Below are 23,014 nucleotides of genomic sequence, written 5' to 3'. Positions count from 1 at the left end.
TTCTATTCCGAAGAAATTTTTAAAAAAATTGTCCTAGAGTCCTAGAGTATCAGGCAAAATTAAGTTTTTACCAATTAGGTTTATCAGAATTAGTTTTTTTTGTGCCCTTCCTTGGAATTTGTTGTAAATACTGGACTTCGGCTTCACGCATGGCTTCGAGCAGCATGCGGGCTTTTTCCGGCGTTATACTGGCTTCCTTTAATGCATTGTAAGTAGTTTGGCTGCCACCAGGAGCAGTGTTTTCTTCGGTTCTGTTATTACCGGAGCCTCGATTATTATTTTCATGGCCGGTATTATTTATTCCGCGGGTGTTACCGGCTAAGGTGCCGGTAAGCTCTTTTTGCTGGGAATTACGTTTTGATTCTTCCCTCCATTCTTTCTTTGTTGTTGGGTTGTTTGCATCATTTTCTAAATTACGCGCATTTAAGTTTGGTTGCGGTAAGTTTAATGGGTCGGAGTTATTTAAATCCGGTATTTCGGCTTGGTTGCTGCCCTGCGTATCTTCTTTGTGGCCCGAAGAAGAGTTTTCTTTAGGTTTTAAGTTTTCGGCTTTTGCTTGTTCTGGACGCGATGGGGGTGGGATGGATTGTTTTTCTTCGGGGTGCTGAAGCAAGTATTTTTTTAATAATTCGTAATTGTAGCGGGCTTCTTCGTTCTGCGAATTTAAGATTAAGGCTTTTTTAAAATAGTCCAAGGCCCGGGTTTTATCATTCGGAACCATCATTACCCCCAGCTGCAAATTTATTAACGAAGAAATTCGGGGCGGCGTTCGGGTAAGTAAAGGCTGGTAATACTTTAGCGCTTGCTGCGTATTTTTCCTTTGAAAATAAGCGTGCGCCAAATTTACTTTTACTTCCCGGTCGCGCACCTGTAAAGAATCATTTAAATACCGGTAAAAGTAAATGGCCGTGGCAAAATCTTTCCGGGTATAAGCCGCTTGAGCCTCTTCCAGATAGTGATTAATCCGCGCTACTTTCGTTAACGTTTGACTGAAAAAAGCTAAAAAAATGGTAAAAGCAACCACTAATTTCATATCCTGACAACGTTTAAAGTAACTATTATATCGAGTATGATAAATATAAATGCTAAAAATAACGGATAATAGTATTTGTTAGCGCGTACATCTACCGTCCGGGTTTCTTGCTTTTCGCCCTCGATGGCATTAATAGCGCTGATCAGACGCGGAATTTCGGAAGTACGAGCTCCAATTTCAAAGTACTGCCCATTGGTATTGCCCGCAATTTCGGCTAAACGCTCGGCATTTAATTTACTAATTACCCGCTTTCCTTTGGAATCCACTACAAATCCTTGGTTTAGCGGAATAGGTACGCCTTTTTCTGATCCCACTCCTAAACTAATTACCCGGATATTCTCCTGATTTAATTGCCGGTAAACCGGATTAAGATTGGCACTAAAATCTTCCCCATCGCTAATAAGCAGAATAATTTCGGCTCGTTTTTCGGGAAGATTTGGTTGATTATTGGCTTTGAATTTGGCTAAAGCTAACTGCAAAGCAGGCACATAATTAGCGCCCGCCCGAGGCAGTAAGTTCGTATTTAAGGTTTCGGTAAATAAAAGTAAAGCGCTTTGGTCGTATGTAAGCGGACACTGAACCACTGCTTCCGACGAGAATACAATCAGACCAATGCGATCGGAATTAAATTTTTGAATTAATTGCCGGAGTTCGTATTTCACTTTTGCCAGGCGCGAAGGGGGAACATCGCGGGCATTCATGGAAGTAGTTACATCTACGAGAATAAACATATCTTTTCCGATCGTTTTAATTTCTTTTTTCATGGCCCCAAACGAAGGCCCGAGAATAGCAATCAGGATTAATATAAAGTAAAAAGAACGAAAGCCAAATTTAACCCATAATATACCGGCACTTTGCTTAAAATGCGCCGCTAAACGGTGTATTTTGTACATATAACCAACGTATAGCACTAAAAATAAGATGCTTACTATAATTTCCAGGGAGGTAAAAGATTGATACCAATTCATGCGGTGTAATCAGAAACGGTTTATCTAGCTAGCGTTCGGGTAAAGTAAGCACTTCATAGGGCCTCTTTTGATATTAAAATTAAAAAAACAACGGTGTTGCCATGTAAAGCAAAGATAAGTATTCAAAAGCTACTATCCAGATAACAGGAGCCTCTGCGGTAGGGGCATTTACTGAACGGCTAATAACGCAATTTAATTATGGAATAACTTTAAAAAGCTTTACTGTAGCACTCTATTGGGTCTTTTAAAATTTTTTAGTAGTTTTTAAATCAGTTTGGTATTTGTAAAAAATATTCTGGTATATTTGCAATCTCTTTAAACGAAAGAGCCGGAGTGATGGGTGAGTGGCTGAAACCAGCAGTTTGCTAAACTGCCGTACCTCTAAAGGGTACCGGGGGTTCGAATCCCCCTTACTCCGCAAATTTTTTTTTGACATAAGGTTAGTTATTTCAAAAAAAGCATTAAGTTTGCACCGCAATTGGGAAAAGCATGTTGTGTCTTTTCGCAAAAGCAACTATTTGTTCGGGGTGTAGCGTAGCCCGGTATCGCGCCACATTTGGGATGTGGAGGTCGTAGGTTCGAATCCTGCCACCCCGACTTTTAATTTACGAATTATGAATTATGAATGATAAAGCTTTATGAGAGAGCGATTATTAATTCTAATTTATAATTCGTATTTTTTTATACCGGTCTCGTAGCTCAGCTGGATAGAGCAACTGCCTTCTAAGCAGTAGGTCTTTGGTTCGAATCCAAACGGGATCACTTAAAAAATTAGGCACTTAGGAGGTTAAATCTTGTAAGTGCTTTTTTGTTTGCCTGCCTTTTTGCATATGGGGCAACTAAATCATCAAAAATTTGCTGTATTCTAGGGCCGCTCTTTTTGCAGATTCCCTGCTGCCTGCTAAAAAAGAGTTATTCTTTTGCAGACTATCTTCTTTATTCGAGAGAACAATCTTGATGTTTGTTCGGGTGCTTCCCAAGCGCTTCAATTGAGATACTAGCCCAGGTTAACGACCCATTTTAGTTGCAGCCTTCCCCAATTACAGGCAAACTAAGAAATATAGTCAGGGTAATAGCTCTTTATGCAGCAATATAAAACATGATGTGTTTACTAAAATTAATAGTAATTACCTGATAATGATAATTTATTTCTAAATTTATTAGCTAATATTTTTAAATTTCCGTTATTGCTAATATAATTGGGATAAATTTAGATTATCTTATTTCTTCATTTTACAATTGCATGTAAATCGAACCAGTATGCACTTTAAAAAAGAGACTTTTAGTACTCCTGGCCTATATGCGGAATTCGCAATTTATCAACATGCCGCTAGTAGATTATTGCTGCTAAGCCGGACTGGTACGAAAATGCTTTAATCCTCGCTTTACTGGTAAATACAACAGCTTTCAAAATAGTATTAAAAAACAACAGGTATGCTCAAAACACAACTTCTCTATTTTGGATTAACCTTTCTCACCAGCTTTAATATTTTGTTGGGTATTATAAGCCTAAACTTTTTTCTAAAAAGCAAGCGATCTACTCGTTTTATGATTTATAAAAAAAGCTTGTTAAGGAAGCATCCGCAGGCGCTTTGCAGGTGGTACCACCACTTGAGTTCCTCAAAGAAAAATAAAACGGGGAAAGTATGTCCTGCATGCCTCTTCTTGCAGCATTTACCCAGTGAAAATTAATTCTCCTAAGGATTTGAGAAAAAATACTGAAAAATGAGTATTGCTTTTTTATGCCTCTTTTTGAAGTTTTACAGCTACAATTTCGACAGAATACAGCTGACAAAAACAATTTTACTTCTCCGTTAACAGACGTTGAACAATTCCCGATCTAATGACAAACTTACCTGTTTTTGGTACTCGTTTTCCTGCCACTTGTAACCACTGGGGTGCTTGTACGGGTTAATTCCTGATTTTTATTCCACCGCACTTAACTGTATATGCTGCTTTAACTTTATTATACCGAACGGATTCCGATTCTGGTGAAAGCCGTGCAGGAGCAACAGCAAACAATTAATGTGTTATCCGCCGAAGTAAATAAACTAAAAACTGAAAATAGAACAGGCAGTAACTTGGACCTTAACAGCCTGCCTTGGCAGGCAGCAAGCCTGGAGCAAAATCAACCAAATCCGGTGAATCACACTACCACTTTCCGGTATAGCATTCCGGCGGGTAGCACCGTCCAGATTTTGGTGTTTGACAGCAATACTGGTAAAAATGTAAAAACATTGTCGGCATCGACCAGCGGACAAGTAGAAATGAACCGTTCAGACTTAAAAGCGGGTACTTATATTTACTCATTAGTGGTAAACGGCAAGTCGACCGCTTCAAAACATTTAACAATAAATAAATAAAAAGTTCATCCGTTAATCAATCTATACATTACCTGTACCAATTACTTGTGAAAGCCACTCTGTTTAGGGTGGCTTTTTGGGGGTTACTCCACCGTTAATTTTATTAATTACGGTTAAAACCTTTCTTCAAGTAAACAAACCAAGACTCACTAATTACTGTTTATTTAAATTTAATGAAGTTTCCTCCGGGCAGTTTCCTGTTAGGCCGCCATTACACGCTTAAAATTATCCTGGGTTAAAGGTTTTTCTAAAAAAGCTATTACTGGGTACTCATGCGCCATTAAATAATCAATTGGATTATCAGACGAAGTTAGAATAGCTATTTTGAGGCAACATGCTGCTATGGTTGAGTTTTGTAATTCCTGCAAAAATTCAAAGCCATTCATAACGGGCATATTAATATCGAGTAATACCAGCTCCGGGCAATTATTGGCTGAACAAGCCTGGTTTAATACAGATAATGCTTCCTCCCCGTTATTAGCCGTTAAAATTTGGTTTTTATAGTCCACACTTCTAATTACCCGTTTAATTAAAAAACGAGTGGTATCATCGTCGTCAACGATTAATATCATAATAGGGCTTTTAAATTTTGGTAGATACCAAGTACAACTATACGCGATCCATGCCCAATTATATAATACTTTTCCGAGATTTGGATAGGAAATAAATAGTTGCTGCGAATTTTTGAAGAAATTAGCAAGGTTTTGCTTCTTCCTGGTTAAATAATCCAGTGGCTATTATTATCCAGAAGCATTAATTCATTCATTAAATCAATTTTCATAACGCAGTATTCCATAACTTTAGCTTTGTCTGGCTCCTCGTCAATGCGTTTATCCAGATAGTTAATTGCCATTTCAATCTGATATTTATTTAATTCTTCTACAGGCTCCCAGGTGCGCTTCATTTCTTTTGTTTGTTTCTAAACCTGATGTTTTTTAGGCTTATACGAGGGTTAATTAGTAAATACTATACCTGATCTGAGCTAATTAGAAGTCTTTCCATTTTCTAAAACAACGCCTCCGTTTTGTCCTGTTCAGAATAAAATATAATGCAATTAATGATTTAAAAAGGCAACTCTTGTGGCTGTATAGCTAGCGTTTATGCTCCTGCTTGCGCGTAATCTTAAAGGGTAATAAAAACGCTTATTTCTTAGAACTCGAAAGAAGTACTGATTAAATTATAACCGTATTTCTGTAAGTTTTACGTTGGGTTCTTCGAGCTGGCCGAAAATTTAAAAAAACGGTTCTCCGCCGATCAATAAAAGCGTAAACAGCTGGAAATTAATAACAAACAAGAGCTATTACTACGAAAACTCTTGAAAATTACCGGGAACTACGTATTTCGTAACCAAGTTTTTTCTTTTAAAATTGTTGCTTGAAACAAGAAACTAGTCCTGCCATTTTCCGGAAGAGGCGATTAGCTGATTTTTAAGAAAATAAGCTAATCGCCTAAATAATTAGAAGACATCCATAGACCGGGCTGTAGGGGTATGAAAACAATGGTCCTGAATTCTGAGAAGATATCTGTTACAGAACTAGGACTTGCACTAAAAGGGGCAGTGTACATCCTGCTCAAGGGAAACTTAAAACCAAGAGTACCTTTTTACGAAAGTTGAGCAAAAATGGAATAAACTTAATTTTTAAAATGAAGGCCAACCAGCGCCGTAAATTCTTAATCTGAGATTCCAGTTAAAAAAACTTTAACCTTAATTCTAAACTAATTCAATCCAATATGATGCAATCATACCTCCCATTAATCGTCCGGAAAGGCTGGCTTCGGGAAATAAAGCTGATTCTAATCGTCATTCTAAACGGCTTCCGCTGGTTAATTCCTCTACTTAATCGGCGTAGGAGCTTATTAGTAGCACTAAGCTTTTTATTGACCACTTTTAATGCCCAGGCGCAAGTAGAGGTGCTTTGGGGCTTAACTTCCGACTACGGTCCGCAGGGGGGCGGCACGGCATTTTCTTTAAAAACCAACGGTAGCCATTTCAGTGTGCACAAAACTTTTACCAAACTGGGTTCAAAGCCCCAAGGAGAGTTAATACAAGCCAAAGACGGCAACTTTTACGGAATGACCTCCGGCGGAGGTGCGGCTACTTTCGGTACTATATTTAAAATGACCCCAGCTGGTAAAATTACTATCTTGCATGATTTTGCTGGTTACGACGGTACCCCCGCCGATGGAAACAATCTGATTCAAGCGGCTGATGGTAGTTTTTACGGCCTGACTTCTTCGGGTGGACTGATGAGTAATGGGGCTGTACCCGGCGTAGCTTTTAAAATGACTCCGGCGGGCGAGTATTCCGTTATTTACAACTTTACGCGGAACGATGGCTACCGGCCTTATGGTGATTTACTGCAAGCGCCGGATGGCAACTTTTACGGGATGACGCACTACGGCGGTACTTTTGATAAAGGTACAATATTTAAACTTACCCCAACGGGCACTTATACGGTGCTGCACCATTTTAACGGTACGTCGCGGGGAGGTTGGCCGAGTGGCAATTTGGTGCTGGGTAATGACGGTAACTTTTACGGCGTAACTACTAGTTACGGCGCCTACGAACTGGGTACCATTTTTAAAATAACACCATCTGGCACCTTCACGCTTTTACATTCTTTCGAAAGGGCTACCGGCGGCACGCCAATTGGTAGCCTGGTAAAACACCCGGATGGCAATTTTTACGGGGTTACATCGTACGGGGGCGATAATTACAGCGGTACCATTTACCGCATAACATCCACCGGCAAGTATCAGGTAATCCATCATTATGGTTTCGATGCGGTTGGCAATACGCCCAAAAGAAGTTTAATGCTGGGCAAAGACGGGAACTTGTACGGCACCACCATGAACGGGGGCGATTGGTTTAACGGAACGATTTATCAGGTAACGCCGCGTGGCACCGTGCGGGCTTTGCACGCTTTTTCGCCGGCGGAAGAGGGCGGCAGGGCGAGTGGTTTGGTGCAAGGAGCCGACGGTTATCTGTACGGCATGAACGAGATAGGTGGCCCGCAAAATGATGGTACCATTTACCGAATACTCCCCAACGGTAAAAATTTTAAAATTTTAGTAGCCTTGCCGGGTACTTTTGGAGGCGTAGCTCCCCAGGGTAGTTTGGTGCAAGGCCCCGATGGCTTTTTTTACGGCATGACCGAATGGGGCGGCACTTATAATTTCGGTACTATTTTCCGGTTGTGCGCGGATGGCTCTTATAAGATTTTACGGTCTTTAGATGACGTTAACGATGGCGGGCATCCGGTCGGCGACTTATTGCTGGGAAAAGACGGCAACTTTTACGGCCTGGCCCGCCACGGCGGGGCAAATGGCAGCGGCACTTATTTCCGGATGACGCCTAAAGGAAACTTTACAGTATTGTATTCTTTCCAAAACGACGATACGGGTTACTCGCCCTGGGGCAGTTTAGTAGACGGCCAAGATGGTTATTATTACGGCATGACCAACGCCGGCGGCCACCTCCTAGCCGGGGTTATTTTCCGGGTTACGCCCGCGGGCTCGTACGAAGTAGTGCACAGCCTGGATAACTACGCCGATGGTTCTTCACCGCGCGGTAATTTGGTAAAAGGCCGCGATGGTAATTTTTATGGCCTGACGAACGTAGGGGGTGATTACAATACCGGTACTTTCTTTCGGGTAACATCAAAAGGCCAGTTTACAAAATTGCATTCTTTTTACCAGTTTGACCACGGTGATTTACCTACCGGCAGCCTGGTATTAGGCAAGGATGGTAATTTTTACGGCATGACCGCCCGCGGAGGTAAAAACGGCTTTGGTACTATTTTCCGGTTTACGCCTACCGGCCAGATAAGCATTCTTAAATATATGACGGACCAGTACAACGATGGCGCTAATCCGCACGGCAGCTTGATCATGGATAAGCAAGGCAACTTTTACGGTTTAACCAGTGGTGGAGGCCAACACTTTAACGGTACGATTTTTAAAATTACCCCGCAAGGAAAACATACTATTCTGCACCATTTAAACGGACCTACGGAGGGTAGAACGCCGCTGGGCAGTTTAATTTTTCAAAAAAATACCCCGGTGGCCAATAGTCAAAGTTTAACTACGGCCCTGAATACAGCCAAACAAATAACTTTAACCGGTTCGGGCGCTGCGCCTCTATCGTACCAACTAGTGACCCTGCCCAAACACGGTACTGTAACCGGTTCGGGCGCCCAGCGGACGTATACGCCCGAAGCCAATTATACCGGTACCGATGCTTTTACTTTTACCGTTACCTGGGGCTGTCAAACCTCAGCGCCCCAAACCGTTGCGATTACCGTGGGTCCGGCGGTGGCCAGTACGGTACGCCTGAACGCCGGGGGAGAAGCTGTAGCGGCTACGCCGGGTAACTTTAGCGCCGATGCTTATTTTAAGGGAGCTACCAGTGTATCTACCGCCTTGGTGCCGGTGGCGAATACTACCGACGATCTGCTGTACCAGAATAACCGTAGGGCCACGAATACCGGAGGCCAGTTCAGCTACCAGATTCCGGTAAATAACGGTACGTACCAGGTAAAGCTGCATTTCGCGGAATTGTTCTTCACCGCCCCCGGAAAAAGAAAGTTTAACGTAACCGTCGAAGAGAATATCTGGCTGACTGATTTTGATATTTACGCTGTCGCCGGCGGAGCGCAAACCGCCGTGATTGCCTCTAAAAACATAACCGTAACCGACGGATTTTTAAATTTAAACTTTATTTCGGTGGTAGATAAGGCCAATGTGGCCGCCATAGAAGTATTGCCAGCCGCCGGCACTGAACAGCAATTAAGCCCTTTGCCGGCCGAAGCAGAGCAGGAGGTGATTACCAGCTTATACCCCAATCCGGTAACAGATAAATTTACCGTAGCTTTAAAAATACCCGCAACCGGGATAACTACTACTATTGTGGATGCCAACGGCAGACCGGTAAGCCACAACTCCCACCGGGTATTAGCTCCGGGCAAACTGGAATTTTCCGTGGGCCAGCTTTTGCCGGGTTTATACGCAATGCGGGTAACCGGTAAGGACAAACAACAAACAATGCGGTTTATAAAAAAATAAAAATTTAAAAAATAAAACCCGGTAGGCTTTTGGGCTTGCCGGGTTTTATTTTTACTCGGGGTTATAACTAAATAAACACTAGCAGCACTACAGGAGACTCCAGAATTTAGACGTAATAAGTATGGGGCTTAGGCCAGAAACGCTTAAAGTCGTTTGTGAAAACACAAACTCCGGCTTTGTGCTATACCAGAGACCCCAGAATTTAGATATAAAAAGTATCGGACTTACGCAAAAAATACTATCTAAAAAACAATTTATTGATCTTTAGATAGTGTTGTAAGAAGTCTTTTTTCTGACCGTATTTCTTTTCCCATATCAATCTTGCCATTTTTATTTAATTGTCCGGATTTCAATTCGACAATTGATAAACCGCTGTCTTTCATAGGATTCCCTTCATCATCGCAATGGAAATCATATCTTATAGAGTCTGTACTTTTGATAAACAGGTTTTTATCGAGTACCACCGTTTGGGAACAATAACGAAGGCCGCAATCAGAACCGCACCCATTAACAGTAAGAGGCTCTTGGTTTATGAAATCTCCTGATTTGGTATAAGTAGCTAAAACAGGGTAATAATCGTCAGCTGGAAAGAAGTAAAGGAGTGCATAAAATTTAGAGGTATCGGAAAGAAAACCGTAACAATACGTTTCACTAAAATAATCAGTTCTTGCAAACAAGGTGTCGGCTGAATTCTTGTTCAGCTTTGCGTTTTCCGAAAAGCTAATTCTTTCCGTATCGCTCGTCCACTTATATTTATATGGAAGGGAAACCCTGTTAAACTTTTTAAGAAAAAGGTTAAATAGCTGTTTTCTTTCTAATGCCTTTTTATCCGTTGTATTTACGCCTAATTGGTAATTACTTTGTTGAGCATTGGAATTTGATTGGATTTCTGTATCAGACTCTTTTACCTCTTTCTTTTCTGAATTACAGGAGAGAATACATAAAAGCGTACTTACAAATAAAATTCTTCTTATTTCTAGCATTATACATTATCCGGCACTTATAACTTATTAAAGTATGTTTACAGTTATTCAAAGCTTATTTTTTCGATTTCGGCCATCAGGCGGTTCGTTTCAGCTAAGGCCACGATTATTTTTTGATAATGCAGAATATCGTCGAAATCTAAGGAGCGGCCTTTGCGGTCTTTGAGCCATTTTTGAGCGGGCTGGTAGCCGCCAATGTAAAACTCCCAGGCCGAAGTGGGCACACCGGCAAAGTATTGGGTTTCGTTGATGTACACATCGCCCAAATAATCCGGGTGTTCCTCGCCCGGAGGCGTTTCGGCGTAAGCGTAAGGTATAAACCGGACTTTATCGACTACGTTGCTGCCATCGGCGGGGTATTGGGTGATATAATTTTCGACCGCGGGACTTTCGAGTAAATGGATTTGCCGGAGCTCGCCGCCGAGTTTTACCAGTTGCCAGAATACGTCTGGATTTTTGGGATAAGGGACGCGCGGAAAGTCAATTTTTAAAAATTCTTTGTATTTCTCGCGGTACGTGGGGCTGTGCAGGACGGCGTAAATATAATCCAGCAAATCAATCGGGGCGAAGCTGTTTTTAAACTCCGTCCGCACGTCGGAACTGTTGGCAAAACAAACTTCCCCTTCCGTTTCTTTTTCGGGCGTAAAGGTTAAACCTAAGTTATCGGCAATTTGCTGCACTAGGGTTGGGTTTAAGTTGGGCTTTCTGGCCGCGGATGGCTCGATGCTTTGCTGGCCGTCGGATTTGGGATAGAGGTAGAGAGGGAAAAGATTTACACCACCTCTTCTAAACACATTTGCATCAACTGGATATATTGATACTATGCTAAGACACCATTCTATATCACCTACAGCCATACCCTGTCTTCCAATGCCAAGTAATAAATTGTCTTTATTTAAAACATTTTGAATTAACTCTTTACGTGGATAATCCATCATAACATAACTAAAGTAACAAGGCCGGTTATCAAAAGGTCTGTAGCCACAATTAATAATTTTCTCATTCCAATTTACATCACTTTGAATTTCGGCTCGTGCCTTAAATAGTTTCCAATCTCTATTATCATTTATTTTGTATTTTTTGTAGAGTTCTTCATTAGATAAACTCTTGTTTAGTAGATCAGATGCTCTCTTTTGAATTTCAGTTTTATTAAAATCAATTGCAAAGTCGTCTCTATGAGTTTGAAAACCCATAACATTAATTTGAAATAAAGTAACTGGGTTTATTCCTTCATTATATTTGTTTAAAGAAGTGTTATCAACTTTTTTGAAAAGGTAATTGTTTTGAAAAGGTGTGAAATTGTTAAACGTAATTGATTTAATTGAATTGTTTAACAAGAAATTGTATTTTAATTCGCGCCTTCCGAACAAATCGAAATGAAAAACTTGGCCTAGCTCATCTGCCTTTTTTTTTCCAGTTTTAATAAAGAAATTAATTGAAACACCCTGTTCAATATCAAAGACGTTTATGTCCGCTGTACCATCGGGTGCAACTTTCTTTTTCTTTGCATTTCCATGTAAATCAATGGTATATATTTTATCATAAGTTTTTAGCAAATTCCAGCGCATTCCTCTAAAAGTTGGATTATCTAAAAAACCATGCGGGTTAATAAATGCTAAAATTCCGCTACCGTTTTTTTCAATTAAATGTTGTCCAAAACGCAAAAATTTAACATAATCATCATTAATAAATTTTGAGTTTTGCTCTTTTAATTTTTCTTTTCCGCCCGGTTCTTTTTTATAATCTTCCATCAAACTCATAATCCAATCGCCTTTGTTCGCGCTTTCGCCGCTATAAGGCGGATTGCCGATGACGCACATGACGGGCGTATCGCGTTTAAGGTGGTTGGCTTCGTTGGCTTCGGTGCTGAGCCAGTTGGCGAACAAGGTGCCGGTGTCGGGGTGGTGTTCTTCTAAGCTGTTGGTGAGGTATACCCGCAAACGCTGGTCGCGGGTGGGTTTGTAATGGGTTTCGGTTAACAACAAATCCAGTTTTAAATGCGCCATGGCGTAACTGGCCATCAGCAACTCAAAACCGTTCAAACGGGGCAGCAAATGGTTCTCCACGTAATTGCTCCAGATGCCTTGCTGCCCGGCAAACTTTTTATGAATGTGCTTTACTACTTCGGCCAGAAAAGTGCCGGTGCCGGTGGCCGGGTCCAGAATTTGTACCCGGTGTATTTCCTGCTCTATGGTTTCCTGCTTTACTTTCGAGCGGCGGTCGGCGGTGGCTTTGGTTTCGACGGTTTTTTTTATTTTTAGCTTGCTGGTGTCGGCTAAGCCTTGCGGTAAATTAAATTCGGTTTTGAGAATATCGTCTACAGCCCGCACAATAAAATTTACCACGGGCTGCGGCGTGTACCAAACGCCCCGCGCTTTGCGCAAAGCCGGGTCGTACTCGCTCAGAAACGTCTCGTAAAAATGAATTATCGGGTCTTCGGTTTTAGTGGCTTTGCCGTAGTTTTGCAGCAATTCTTCGACGTTACAGGCCAGAAATATTTCTACCAAACTATCCACAATCCATTTAATGCGGTCGTCGAGGTCGGGGCCGGCAATGTAGCCAAACAATTTGCGCAAAAACGGGTTCGAGCGCGGTATCAACTCGGCCGCTTCCTGGCGACTGAACGTGGGCAAGGTAGGATCGTGCAAACGGGCGGCAAACATGCCGTACGCAATGGTTTGGGCGTACACGTCGGCAAAACCCCGCGGGGTAATATCATGAATCAAAATTTGCTTAAACGCCTGCATCTGGTCCTTCAGCGTGCTGTCCTGGTCGTAGTTTTGGTCGCTGGTCAACGCTTTTTCAATTACTTCGGCCAGTAAACGGGCTTTGCCGGCCATCATTTCGGCCAGCCTACGGGAGCTTTTAATGGTTTGCCCGATGTGCGTGCAAAAATCTTTGAGTAAGTTAATGAAAGCGGCAAAGTTCTGGGGTAAAGGCACAATAACGCCGTGCTGGATTTCGGCAATGGCCATTTTGGTAATAAACTGCCCGTCGCGGTACAAATGAAAATCTAAATAATCGGTAAACAGCAAGTTGTTCAGCGAAGCTTTGTAGCGGTCGAACTGTTCTTTGTTGCCGGTTTTCTTTTGGCCATTCAAATCTTTGTCGCCGATGTCTTTGGCTTCGATAAAACCCACCGGAATATCTTTTCGGGTGAGAATGTAATCGGGCGCGCCGCAGGTTTGCCGTTTGGGTTCGTTGGTGGCCCGTATTTCCGGTACCAAACTTTCGATCAGTTGTTGTAAATCGCCCCGAAAAGTATGTTCGGTGGCGTTGCCTTGTTGGTAGCGTTGGGTAATAATATGCAGGTATTGTTCTACGGTCATGCTAAAATCGGGTAAGCGTATTGTTTTGTAATCTATCGGATAAATCAGGGATATCCAAGTGGATTATAGCCTGATTCTTCTTCAGGCACTCTTTTGCCTTCCAGTTTTTTAAATTTTATTTGATCTTTGCTGGATTTGGGGGAAGGGCGTATGCGGTACGCCCTTTTCCGACTGGGTAGCCAATAAAAAAGGCCGGATTTGATTCCGGCCTTTTTTTTAAATTTTACGGTTAGCTACGCATTCGTTACTACCAGATTCTGCGCTTTAATCCATTTGTACAGTTCTTCTACTTCGTCGCGGCGGCATAACTCCGAACCCGGCGACATCACCGCCGCGGCTCCGGCGGCCACCCCGTATTTCACCGAATCGCTTAAAGACCAGCCTAAAGACAATTTGTAAACTAAGCCGGCTACCATGCTATCGCCGGCACCTACCGTGCTGCGGGTTTTTACCTTCGGGGCCGGAATATGTTCCACCTGGTCTTTGGTAATCAACATCGCGCCTTCCCCACCCATAGAAACCACCAATACTTCGCACATGCCATTCGCCAGCAATTGTTTCCCAAATTGTTCAATTTCACCATCCTGGATATCGGTTTTACCGGCCAGCATGGCTAATTCGTTCAGGTTTGGTTTTAGTAAATAAACGCCAATACCAGCCGCCTGCATTAAAGCTTCGCCGGAGGTATCTAGTATTAACTTCGCTCCGATTTTTTTGGCAATAGTAGCTACCCGGGCGTAAAAATCGTTGGGAACGCCGCGGGGCAACGAGCCGCTCGCCACAATATACTCGGGTTTGGGTAGCGTTTTTTCTAATTTTATCAGGCTGTATTGCCACTCGTATTCCGGAATAACGGAGCCCGGCATCCCAAAGCGGTATTGTTTATCGGTACTGGTTTCGGTTACCGAAAAATTTTCGCGGGTCCATTTTACCGAAGGAATAGGCATGTGGGTAATGCCTTCGTCATCGAGTAATTGTTGCAGTACCTGGCCGGTGGCGCCCCCCGATAAGTAGTAAGCCAGGGAGTCACCCCCCAAATTGCGAATGGCCCGGGTAACGTTAATTCCGCCGCCACCGGGTTCAAAAATAGGGGCGGCACAACGCAATTTATGTTCCGGCTCAAACTTTTCGACGTGCGTGCTTTTGTCTAAAGCCGGGTTTATAGTTAAGGTAACGATTTTCATATTCTTTAAACAGCAGCTAAATGCCTCCGCCCGTTAAAATTACTATTATACTATAATTATAAAACGGATAGGTTACCACCGAGTTATACATGGAAACTCAATTTTAGACAAAAAAATAATTATTTTGCTACTTGTTCGAATAAATTTTAGCTAAATACTTAAAATTTTAAAATTTCTTAATTAAGCCCAGTTGTAAGTTGGTAAAATTGCCAATTTTGTAAACCCCTGTTTTGCGGCCTGTTTCATATGGCCGGGGGTTAACTACATGTAAATAACGCGTATTTATTTTAACGATCCATGCGCACAATACGGGGCGCAAAGGTGCCTAATACTTCTACTTGCTGCAACTGGCTTTCTATGACGTAATGCATATTTTTATAAGCCATCGGCGATTCTTGTAAGCTGCCGCCAATCAGTTCCACGCCAAAAGCTTTTACCAGGCCGTTCATCTCGGTTTGATACAGCACCTGCGCCGCTTGTTTAGCCGACAAGGCCCGTCCGGCCCCGTGCGACGAGGAATCCATGGCGGCTTTGTTGCCAAGTCCCTGAACGAGGTAACCGGGCTGGGTCATGGACCCCGGTATGATGTTAACCATACCGGCAGCGGCTTTAGCCGCCCCTTTCCGGTGCACAATTACATCCTGTCCTTGGTAGTGTTCCTGCCAGGCAAAATTATGCGGGCTATCTACGCGGGCCACCGGCTTTTCTCCGAAACTGGCGCTTAACCGCTCGTGAATTTGCTCGTGGCAAGCCAAGGCGTATTCGTTGGCAATTTGCATGGCTAGCCAGTATTCCTGACCGGCCTGGGTTTGCAAATCCAGCCAGGCCAGGTATTTTGCTTCTACGGGTAAGCGGCACGTATCCATGGCAATTTGCGTATAATAAGCCGCAATGTTTTTACCTAAACTACGCGCGCCCGAATGCGACAAAATGCCGACATATTCTCCGGCGGGTAAGTTAAAGCTGTTTTGGTTAGCGTTTAGCGTTACAGTCCCAAACTCGACAAAGTGGTTGCCGGTACCCGAGCTGCCCAGTTGGTGAGCGGCCCGCATTTTTAGTTGCTGTAAAATTTTAATTTGGTTAAACTCCGGCCGGTCTAAAACGCGGTGCTCCCGGGGTTTTTCAAAGCCGGTATTTACACCAAAGCGGGTTTGGTCTTGCAGCATTTGTTTGAATTGTTGCTTTTTTTGCTCCAACACTGCTGCCGGCACCGGATATAACGTAAAGTGCATGCGGCAGGCAATGTCCATGCCTACGGCGTACGGAATAACTACACCGGCGGTAGCTAAAACGCCGCCAATGGGTAAACCGTGGCCTTTATGGGTATCGGGCATTAAGGCGCCGTGCACCGTTACGGGCAAGCGCATCGCTAAATTCATTTGTTCTTTAGCATCGGCTTCAATTAAGCTATCTCCAAATACGGCGTAAGGCTTTGGCTGTACGTGCAAGGTTACTTCGCCCCGCTCTGGATGCTGTTTGGCCAGAGCCGCAATAATTTCGCCCAGTACCGTATGCGTTACAAACTTATCTGGGGCCAGTAAGGCTTGCCTGAGTACATCTAACTGGGCCGCTGGAGACAAGTGACCGTAATGTTTCTGCATGAGGCTGATAGCTAAATTAATAGATCTGCCGGCGGGAAAACCTAACTCCATCAGGTCGTGTCCCGTTAATTTTTTATTGACCATGTTTGAGGCGCTTGGCACACGACTAGAGGCATAAACTGGCGAACTCATTTCTCAAATATATACGGTTATAAAACAAAAAACCCGAACAAAGGCGGTTCGGGTTTTTTGATGATGCTATAAAAAAAATATCAACAAACGGCCCGGACCAGCTGATTCAGCTTCCAATTTTGGTTAATAATGGCCAGGGTCGCGACGTGAAACATAAAAGCTTATTTAAATTATTTGCAACAAATATAATCGTATTTTTCTTATTTCAAAATAAAAGGACTTTTTCCTTGTTCATCATTTAAAGTCTGCGCGAATAAACAAGCTATTTTTTTAAATTTTAGCTCTAAAAGATAACAGAACCCGTAAAATTTTAGGCGCATTATAAGGCTTCTTTGCCATATTAAGAATCAGAATGATACATTTTAAAATCAATTTGCCTAAATCCCACATAAGCTAACTTATTCGGGATTTAGGCGTTTATGTTTTGGCCGGAAGCAAGCGCCGCTTTCTTCTGGGATTTTGTAGTGGCCCCGTTTAAACAAACCTGATCTGCTATTTAAAAACTACGTACAGGGGTAGCAGTATGTGTATAATTTTAGGAATGCTTTATGGAAAACCATGCTCGCTCTAAACCCGGATACTCCCGCCGGGAAGCTACTAAACTGATCGCGGCGGTGGGCGCTTCGGCCTTTTTACCGCCAACACTTAACAGTGCAGCAACACCAGCTCCCATGCTGCTCCGCAAAATACCCGCTACCGGTGAGTTATTGCCTGCTGTAGGATTAGGTACCTGGCAAACTTTTGATGTGAGCCCGTCGGCAACCATGCGGGCCCCGTTAAAAGAAGTATTGCAGCAGTTTGTAACTTTAGGGGGCAAGTTAATAGATTCGTCACCAATGTACGGAGAGTCGGAAGTGGTGGTGGGCGACTTGGCGGCGGAACTTAACGTTACCAAAAAACTATTTATGGCTACTAAAGTCTGGACCCAGGGGCAACAAGCCGGAATTACCCAGATGGAAACCTCGATGCGCGAAATGCGCAGCAAGCCCTTAGACTTAATGCAAATTCATAACCTGGTAGACTGGCAAACCCATTTAAAAACCTTGCGCGGCTGGAAAGAGGCTAAACGTATCCGGTACATTGGCCTAACGCACTACTTGGTTAGCGCACACGATAACCTGGAAAAAATCATGCGCTCGGAGCCCATCGACTTTGTGCAGCTTAATTACAATATTACCACCCGCGAAGCCGCTAACCGGTTATTGCCTTTGGCCCAAGAAAAAAACATCGCCGTAATTGTAAACCGGCCTTTTGAAAGTGGCAGTTTGTTTAGTGCAGTTAAAGATAAACCTTTACCGGAGTGGGCCCAGGAGTTTGATTGTTTTAGTTGGGGTCAGTTTTTTCTGAAGTATATATTAGGTAACCCCGCTATCACCTGTGTTATTCCGGCTACCTCTAAGATAAAACACCTGGTTGATAACATGCAAGCTGGTTATGGTCGCTTGCCCGATACCCTTACCCGTACCCGGATGGAGCAATTTATTCAAAAACTGATTTAATTAGGTTACAGAGTGGGGGTTATAAGTTGCAGGTTGCAAGTTTAAAATTTGATTTTACAGAAGATTTATCCAGAACAAAATTCTTCAATATCTCAAACGGATATCTATCAGCTAACATTCCTGTAGTAATCGCCAGTCAGAATTAAAAAATCTAAAACTTCCAATCTGCAACCCGTAACCTTAAAACTTTCCAACCTGTAACTTGCAACCTTTAACCTGTAACCAAACTTAAAATTGAATCGATACGCTATTTCCGATATTCATGGTTGTGCTAAAACTTTTCGGTTTCTGGTAGAAGAACGTTTGCAACTGCAACTTACCGATCAGCTTTACCTGCTGGGCGATTACATTGATCGTGGCCCGGATTCAAAGGGAGTGCTGGATTTTATGATGGAATTGCAAGCCAAAAATTTTAAAATAACGGCGTTAATGGGCAACCATGAAAACTTATTGCTGCAAGCCCCGGAAAACCCGCAGTATTTAACAACCTGGCTGCGCAACGGCGGACAAACCACCTTGCAAAGTTTTAATGCGCCGCAGGTAGCGGATATTTCGGCAAAGTACCTAAATTTTATAGCTAAGTTGGATTATTACCACGAGTTGCCCGATTACCTACTGGTACACGCCGGTTTTAATTTTAAAGCGGCGAATCCGTTTACCGATTTCGAGGCAATGATTTGGATCCGGCACTTTGAGGTGAAAGAAAAATTTACACAAGGCCGGCGGATTGTGCACGGGCATACGCCCACCATGGCTTCCGAAATTATGGCCAGTATTGGCCCACCTGCCGAGTCAGTGATTAATATTGATGGCGGTTGTGTGTATTCCTGGCCCCCGGGCTTAGGCAAACTCGTAGCTTTAAATCTAGATACCTTAGAGGTAATAATGGTGGATAACCGCGATGACTTTTAGAATGAGTTGGGTGAGCAGTTTAAATTTAAATTTTAAAAAACGACTCCTTAGAGTATATAGTGCTACCAGAACGCCTGGTCTTACTTAGTACCTAGAGATAGTGGTATCAGTTTGGTTTTTTAGATTGGGTTCCCGCTTCCGGGCAGCAGCGCTACCTCTTGGATTGGTTACCTCATGTTTACCACCAGAGCCAGCAAACTTCGTTTCATTCTTCCGTTCTGGCTAGCCGTTCTTTCCTCAATGCCATTTGCCGAATACGGTCGCGTAGTATTGGAACCTGGGCAGGTGCTTCTGAGTCAAACGGCTGTTTTTTGTGCTTAGCTGCTGTCTAAATTCCGCAGCAAAATAAGCGTATTTAGGCAGATAGCACCAGAGCATGGAGCCGGGAACTGGCTCTAAAGAACAACCACTACTACTTTGGTATCATTTAATTTTTTACAGAGCAAGCACTAACCCTATAACGAACAACTACCGCAAACGCTTATATGGGATTTTGCCGCCATTAAAACTTTTGCTCTTCGTAAGAAGTAAAGAGATTGATAAAATAAAGAAGTTGCCCTTGCTTAACAAAGGGGCCTCATACACCTTAAACAAATGGAATGGCATGGCTACCAGCACGAGTAATACTAAAAATGCCAAAATAGCAGAAACGGGTCAAGCCCGCGTCATAATAATTGGGGGAGGCTTTGCCGGCATGGAGTTAGTGAAAGCCTTACGGGGCGCCGACTTACAGGTAATTTTAATCGATAAGCAAAACTTCCATACCTTTCAGCCTTTGCTGTACCAGGTGGGTACCGCCGCGGTAGAGGCCGATTCGATTATTTATCCGTTCCGGAAGATTTTTGACGAGCAGCAAAACTTTTACTTTCGGTTAGCCGAAGTGCAATCCGTGGATACGGTAAACCAACTGGTGGAAACGTCTATTGGCTTGCTGCGCTACGACTACCTGGTAATTGCCACGGGCGCTACCACTAATTTTTATGGCGATGAGGTTATGCAAAAAAACGCCATTTCTATCAAAAACATCCAGGATGCTTTAGCTTTACGCAATACAATTTTGAGCAATTTTGAAAAAGCTTTGCAGATCGACGACGAGGAGCAGCTCAATAGTTTAATGGATTACGTGATCGTAGGAGGAGGCCCTACGGGAGTAGAGCTGGCGGGGGCTTTAAGCGAATTGCGGAAACACGTTTTTCCGCGCGATTACAAAGAATTGGATTTTATAAAAATGGATATTTATTTAATCCAAAGTGGTGATATACTGCTGAAAGGCATGTCGGCGGAAGCGTCGCAGAAAGCCCGGGATTATCTGGAAAAGTTTGGCGTTAAAATTTTATTCAACCGTAAAGTGAAAGCGTACGATGGCTATACCGTAACCTTGGATAACGGCGAAAAACTAATTACCCGCACGTTAATCTGGGCGGCCGGCGTAACCGGCGCACCCGTGGCCGGTATCCGGAAAGAAAGCATTTTGCGGGGCAATCGCCTGCAAACCGACGAGTACAATCGCGTGGCGGGTTACCAAAACCTTTTTGCCATTGGTGATATTGCCGCGGTAGTTACTCCGGAGCACCCCGAAGGCCACCCGATGCTGGCCCAACCGGCCATGCAGCAGGGCAAGCTATTGGGTCAAAATTTAAAAAAACTGGTGAAAAACCAAGCAATGCGCCCGTTCCATTACCACGATCAAGGCACAATGGCTACCATTGGCCGCAACCAAGCCGTAGCCGATTTAAAAATTTTTAAAAAAGAATTTAAAACGCAAGGATTTATTGCTTGGTTTATCTGGGCTTTTATTCACTTGATTTCTATTCTGGGTTTCCGGAACCGCTTGTTTGTGCTGGTAAACTGGATGGGTAGTTATTTTACCTACGATAAGGGTATCCGGTTAATCGTAGGCCAATCTAAAGAAAACATTCCGGTAGAAGCCGTAACAGAAAAAGCAGTGGGGTAGGAGCGTACCAAATTAATCGGTAGATTTTTAAATGGTACGTTTGGCATTTATAATTCTCTTTCTATTTAACCAGAAAAGTTAAACCCAATATTTATTTAATTTTAGATTTACTCTTTCAAAAGGAATTAAATCAAAATTTTGGCTTAACGGGAATCCAGATTTCTTCTTCAGAGTCAGAATCTTCGTTCTTATACTTTTCGCCCATTATAGCTAGATGTGGCCTTTGATCGAGGTTGTACGGAGCGTGAGGGAGCCATTGGTTAAATATATACGCGTAAGTAGCCGCGCCGGAACTAGCCGGGCCGCGGTGAAGAAAAACGGCATAAAGCCCGGCAGGAATCACTAGGGTTTCTAAACCGGCAGGAATTATTTCCCAGCTGGTAACTTCCTGGGCAGCCCACCGGGTAAATAACTGATGCGGGTTAAACCGATAAAAAAAATCAGGTTCGAATTCTTCTACAGCGTATAAATCCGCGTTGGCTTTATTTTTAATTTCGGGCCTAAGCGGCAAGAAGGAGCGCCATAATTCCTGGGTTTTATTTTCTTCAAAAGTCATTTGTAAAGACTTCCCCAGCAGGTACTTTTCCGGGAGCATTTCCAATCGCAGATGCATAGCATTATAAAAATTTAAAAAAAACGGGTAAGCAAAACTTGCGGGAAGTTATGTGACTCGGGGCGTCAAGCCTTTTAATACTTCTGAGTTTTGGGGTGAAAGGTTTGCCAACTGTGCCAGTATTCCTGGTAGGCCGCAAGTTTAGGCAAGGCGGGTACTACGGGGTTCAGGGCGGTTCCGAGTAAATTATATTGGTTCAAAGCATCGGTCAGCGTATTTTGGGTTAAAGTAAACTTTTGATTTTTGCCGGTACGTTGCAGTGCGGTAAAGCTCTGATTATCCTGTGCCAGAATAACCACAATGGGCTGCTGGTTCAATTCGTCGTATATGATCCGTTCTTTCATTAAGGTATTCCAGTCGTACGCTTTGCTTGCCGGCCCCAAAGTTACCCCCACTACCCACGATTTTGGTTGCCAGGAAAGCGTATCGCGCCGGGTAAGCGAGCCTTTGCGCCGCCCCGTTTCATAATTACTTAAACTGTCGTACTCGGCCACAAACGCTTTATCGGGTTGCATGATTAAACTTTGCGGGTATAGCTTTAACCATTCCGATAAGGATACTTGCGCGCTATTAACTTCCGGGAGCGTTTGACCTTTTAATCTGCCCGCAATAGCTTCGCCGGTGGCTTGGCGCCACCAACTTCGGGTCGTTTTGTCCTCGAACATGGCGTTAAAATGGTCCATGCCCACCAGCCGGAATTGTTCGGGTTTACCGTTTACAGTTGGTTCAAATACCCGGCCGGTGCGGCAAACGGTACAATAAGTAACCATAATGGGTTTATTATGAATAGCATCCAACACTTGATGATGGTACCCTAGGTATTGAATAGGATAAGCGCGGGCCTGGTTCCCGACTGTAACCCCCAATACTAATCTTTCCGGTTTTACAATGTTGGCAGCTGCCGGTGCCATCGTTACCTGGGTGGGTTGTAAGAACATGGCATCGGCGGCCATCTTAAAATTAGCCAGGTAGGCTATTCCGCCTACTACCAACAAGGCCAGTACGGTAAAAACACGGGAAGCGAACCAAGCTTTTTGGAAACTCACCAGGATACCTAACAAAAACAAGCCCCGGATGATCCAGCGCCCGGAATAAAGTTGGTAGGCCAGTTCAATGCTGTTTATTTGCTGACTACCCGGCATGGGCATTATAAAATATACGTTCGCAATTTCGAACAACATTAAACCTACTACACTGGCGTAAAACAATTTTTTCATTTTAATAAAAACTTACTAGGCTTATATACAAATCGGCATTTATCCGGGAACAGCAGCTTCCTGGTTTTCAGTTAATGCTAGTGATTTTTTTTGAATTTTTAAAATTTTATGATCCTGGGGAAAGAATGGCCGCGCTACTGGACTAAAGTATAATTTGCATAA

At 43.2% G+C, this 23,014-nt stretch carries 15 protein-coding genes and 3 tRNA genes; 8 read left to right on the top strand and 10 right to left on the bottom strand.

The window, feature by feature from the left end; genetic code table 11:
• Nucleotides 1–67 precede the first annotated feature (67 nt).
• Nucleotides 68–1,033, bottom strand: coding sequence for a tetratricopeptide repeat protein (locus AHMF7616_RS10995; RefSeq protein WP_115372929.1), 966 nt, complete (start codon nt 1,031–1,033; stop codon nt 68–70).
• Nucleotides 1,030–2,001 carry a VWA domain-containing protein gene (locus tag AHMF7616_RS10990; RefSeq protein ID WP_115372928.1) on the bottom strand — a complete coding sequence of 324 codons (972 nt, stop codon included), beginning with the start codon at nt 1,999–2,001 and terminating at the stop codon, nt 1,030–1,032. The genes AHMF7616_RS10995 and AHMF7616_RS10990 overlap by 4 nt, the downstream gene beginning before the upstream one ends.
• Before the next feature lie 330 nt (nt 2,002–2,331).
• Between AHMF7616_RS10990 and AHMF7616_RS10985 the strand changes: the two genes are divergently transcribed.
• The 4 genes from AHMF7616_RS10985 to AHMF7616_RS10970 all read left to right on the top strand — a co-directional run bounded on the left by AHMF7616_RS10985 (nt 2,332) and on the right by AHMF7616_RS10970 (nt 4,364).
• Nucleotides 2,332–2,419: transfer RNA gene (locus AHMF7616_RS10985), tRNA-Ser, on the top strand.
• Between the two features lie 105 nt (nt 2,420–2,524).
• Nucleotides 2,525–2,598 (top strand) — tRNA-Pro (locus AHMF7616_RS10980).
• Nucleotides 2,599–2,689: 91 nt separating this feature from the next.
• Nucleotides 2,690–2,763 (top strand) — tRNA-Arg (locus tag AHMF7616_RS10975).
• A 1,229-nt stretch (nt 2,764–3,992) separates the two neighbouring features.
• A complete protein-coding gene (locus tag AHMF7616_RS10970; protein ID WP_158546145.1) occupies nt 3,993–4,364 on the top strand; it encodes a T9SS type A sorting domain-containing protein in 372 nt (123 codons plus the stop codon).
• Nucleotides 4,365–4,564: 200 nt separating this feature from the next.
• Here the strand turns inward: AHMF7616_RS10970 and AHMF7616_RS10965 are convergent, their stop codons facing one another.
• Nucleotides 4,565–4,936, bottom strand: a complete 372-nt coding sequence (locus AHMF7616_RS10965) for a response regulator (protein ID WP_115372926.1) — start codon at nt 4,934–4,936, stop codon at nt 4,565–4,567.
• Between the two features lie 146 nt (nt 4,937–5,082).
• Nucleotides 5,083–5,268, bottom strand: a complete 186-nt coding sequence (locus AHMF7616_RS10960) for a hypothetical protein (RefSeq protein WP_115372925.1) — start codon at nt 5,266–5,268, stop codon at nt 5,083–5,085.
• Between the two features lie 827 nt (nt 5,269–6,095).
• On the opposite strand from AHMF7616_RS10960, the gene AHMF7616_RS10955 reads away from it, so the two are divergent.
• Complete coding sequence (locus AHMF7616_RS10955; RefSeq protein ID WP_115372924.1) at nt 6,096–9,428, top strand: choice-of-anchor tandem repeat GloVer-containing protein; 3,333 nt, start codon at nt 6,096–6,098, stop codon at nt 9,426–9,428.
• 254 nt (nt 9,429–9,682) lie between these two features.
• On the opposite strand, the gene AHMF7616_RS10950 is transcribed toward AHMF7616_RS10955, so the two are convergent.
• The 4 genes from AHMF7616_RS10950 to AHMF7616_RS10935 all read right to left on the bottom strand — a co-directional run bounded on the left by AHMF7616_RS10950 (nt 9,683) and on the right by AHMF7616_RS10935 (nt 16,609).
• The gene (locus tag AHMF7616_RS10950; protein WP_115372923.1) at nt 9,683–10,411 is read right to left on the bottom strand and encodes a hypothetical protein; all 729 of its coding nucleotides are present in this window, start codon (nt 10,409–10,411) and stop codon (nt 9,683–9,685) included.
• A 44-nt stretch (nt 10,412–10,455) separates the two neighbouring features.
• Nucleotides 10,456–13,740: a type ISP restriction/modification enzyme gene (locus tag AHMF7616_RS10945; RefSeq protein WP_115372922.1), complete on the bottom strand. Its 3,285-nt coding sequence runs from the start codon at nt 13,738–13,740 to the stop codon at nt 10,456–10,458.
• A gap of 233 nt (nt 13,741–13,973) precedes the next feature.
• Nucleotides 13,974–14,924, bottom strand: coding sequence for a 1-phosphofructokinase family hexose kinase (locus tag AHMF7616_RS10940; protein ID WP_115372921.1), 951 nt, complete (start codon nt 14,922–14,924; stop codon nt 13,974–13,976).
• Nucleotides 14,925–15,211: 287 nt separating this feature from the next.
• Nucleotides 15,212–16,609, bottom strand: coding sequence for an RtcB family protein (locus tag AHMF7616_RS10935; RefSeq protein WP_115372920.1), 1,398 nt, complete (start codon nt 16,607–16,609; stop codon nt 15,212–15,214).
• Between the two features lie 596 nt (nt 16,610–17,205).
• Here AHMF7616_RS10935 and AHMF7616_RS10930 point away from each other — a divergent pair.
• The 3 genes from AHMF7616_RS10930 (at nt 17,206) to AHMF7616_RS10920 (ending at nt 21,022) form a co-directional block, all read left to right on the top strand.
• Nucleotides 17,206–18,156 (top strand): aldo/keto reductase, encoded by a 951-nt coding sequence (locus AHMF7616_RS10930; RefSeq protein WP_115372919.1) that lies wholly within the window; start codon nt 17,206–17,208, stop codon nt 18,154–18,156.
• Nucleotides 18,157–18,390: 234 nt separating this feature from the next.
• Nucleotides 18,391–19,068: a metallophosphoesterase family protein gene (locus tag AHMF7616_RS10925; RefSeq protein WP_115372918.1), complete on the top strand. Its 678-nt coding sequence runs from the start codon at nt 18,391–18,393 to the stop codon at nt 19,066–19,068.
• Nucleotides 19,069–19,579: 511 nt separating this feature from the next.
• The gene (locus AHMF7616_RS10920; RefSeq protein ID WP_233507482.1) at nt 19,580–21,022 is read left to right on the top strand and encodes an NAD(P)/FAD-dependent oxidoreductase; all 1,443 of its coding nucleotides are present in this window, start codon (nt 19,580–19,582) and stop codon (nt 21,020–21,022) included.
• A 130-nt stretch (nt 21,023–21,152) separates the two neighbouring features.
• Here the strand turns inward: AHMF7616_RS10920 and AHMF7616_RS10915 are convergent, their stop codons facing one another.
• Both AHMF7616_RS10915 and AHMF7616_RS10910 read right to left on the bottom strand, forming a co-directional pair.
• Nucleotides 21,153–21,635, bottom strand: a complete 483-nt coding sequence (locus AHMF7616_RS10915) for a GyrI-like domain-containing protein (RefSeq protein WP_115372917.1) — start codon at nt 21,633–21,635, stop codon at nt 21,153–21,155.
• A gap of 74 nt (nt 21,636–21,709) precedes the next feature.
• Entirely contained in the window at nt 21,710–22,852 is a 1,143-nt protein-coding gene (locus AHMF7616_RS10910; RefSeq protein WP_115372916.1) for a DUF3179 domain-containing (seleno)protein, read from the bottom strand.
• Nucleotides 22,853–23,014 lie beyond the last annotated feature (162 nt).

Origin of the sequence: Adhaeribacter pallidiroseus, assembly GCF_003340495.1 — a bacterium.
In the GTDB taxonomy this organism is placed as follows: Bacteria; Bacteroidota; Bacteroidia; order Cytophagales; family Hymenobacteraceae; genus Adhaeribacter; species Adhaeribacter pallidiroseus.
This window is presented reverse-complemented; position numbering and strand designations above follow the sequence as displayed.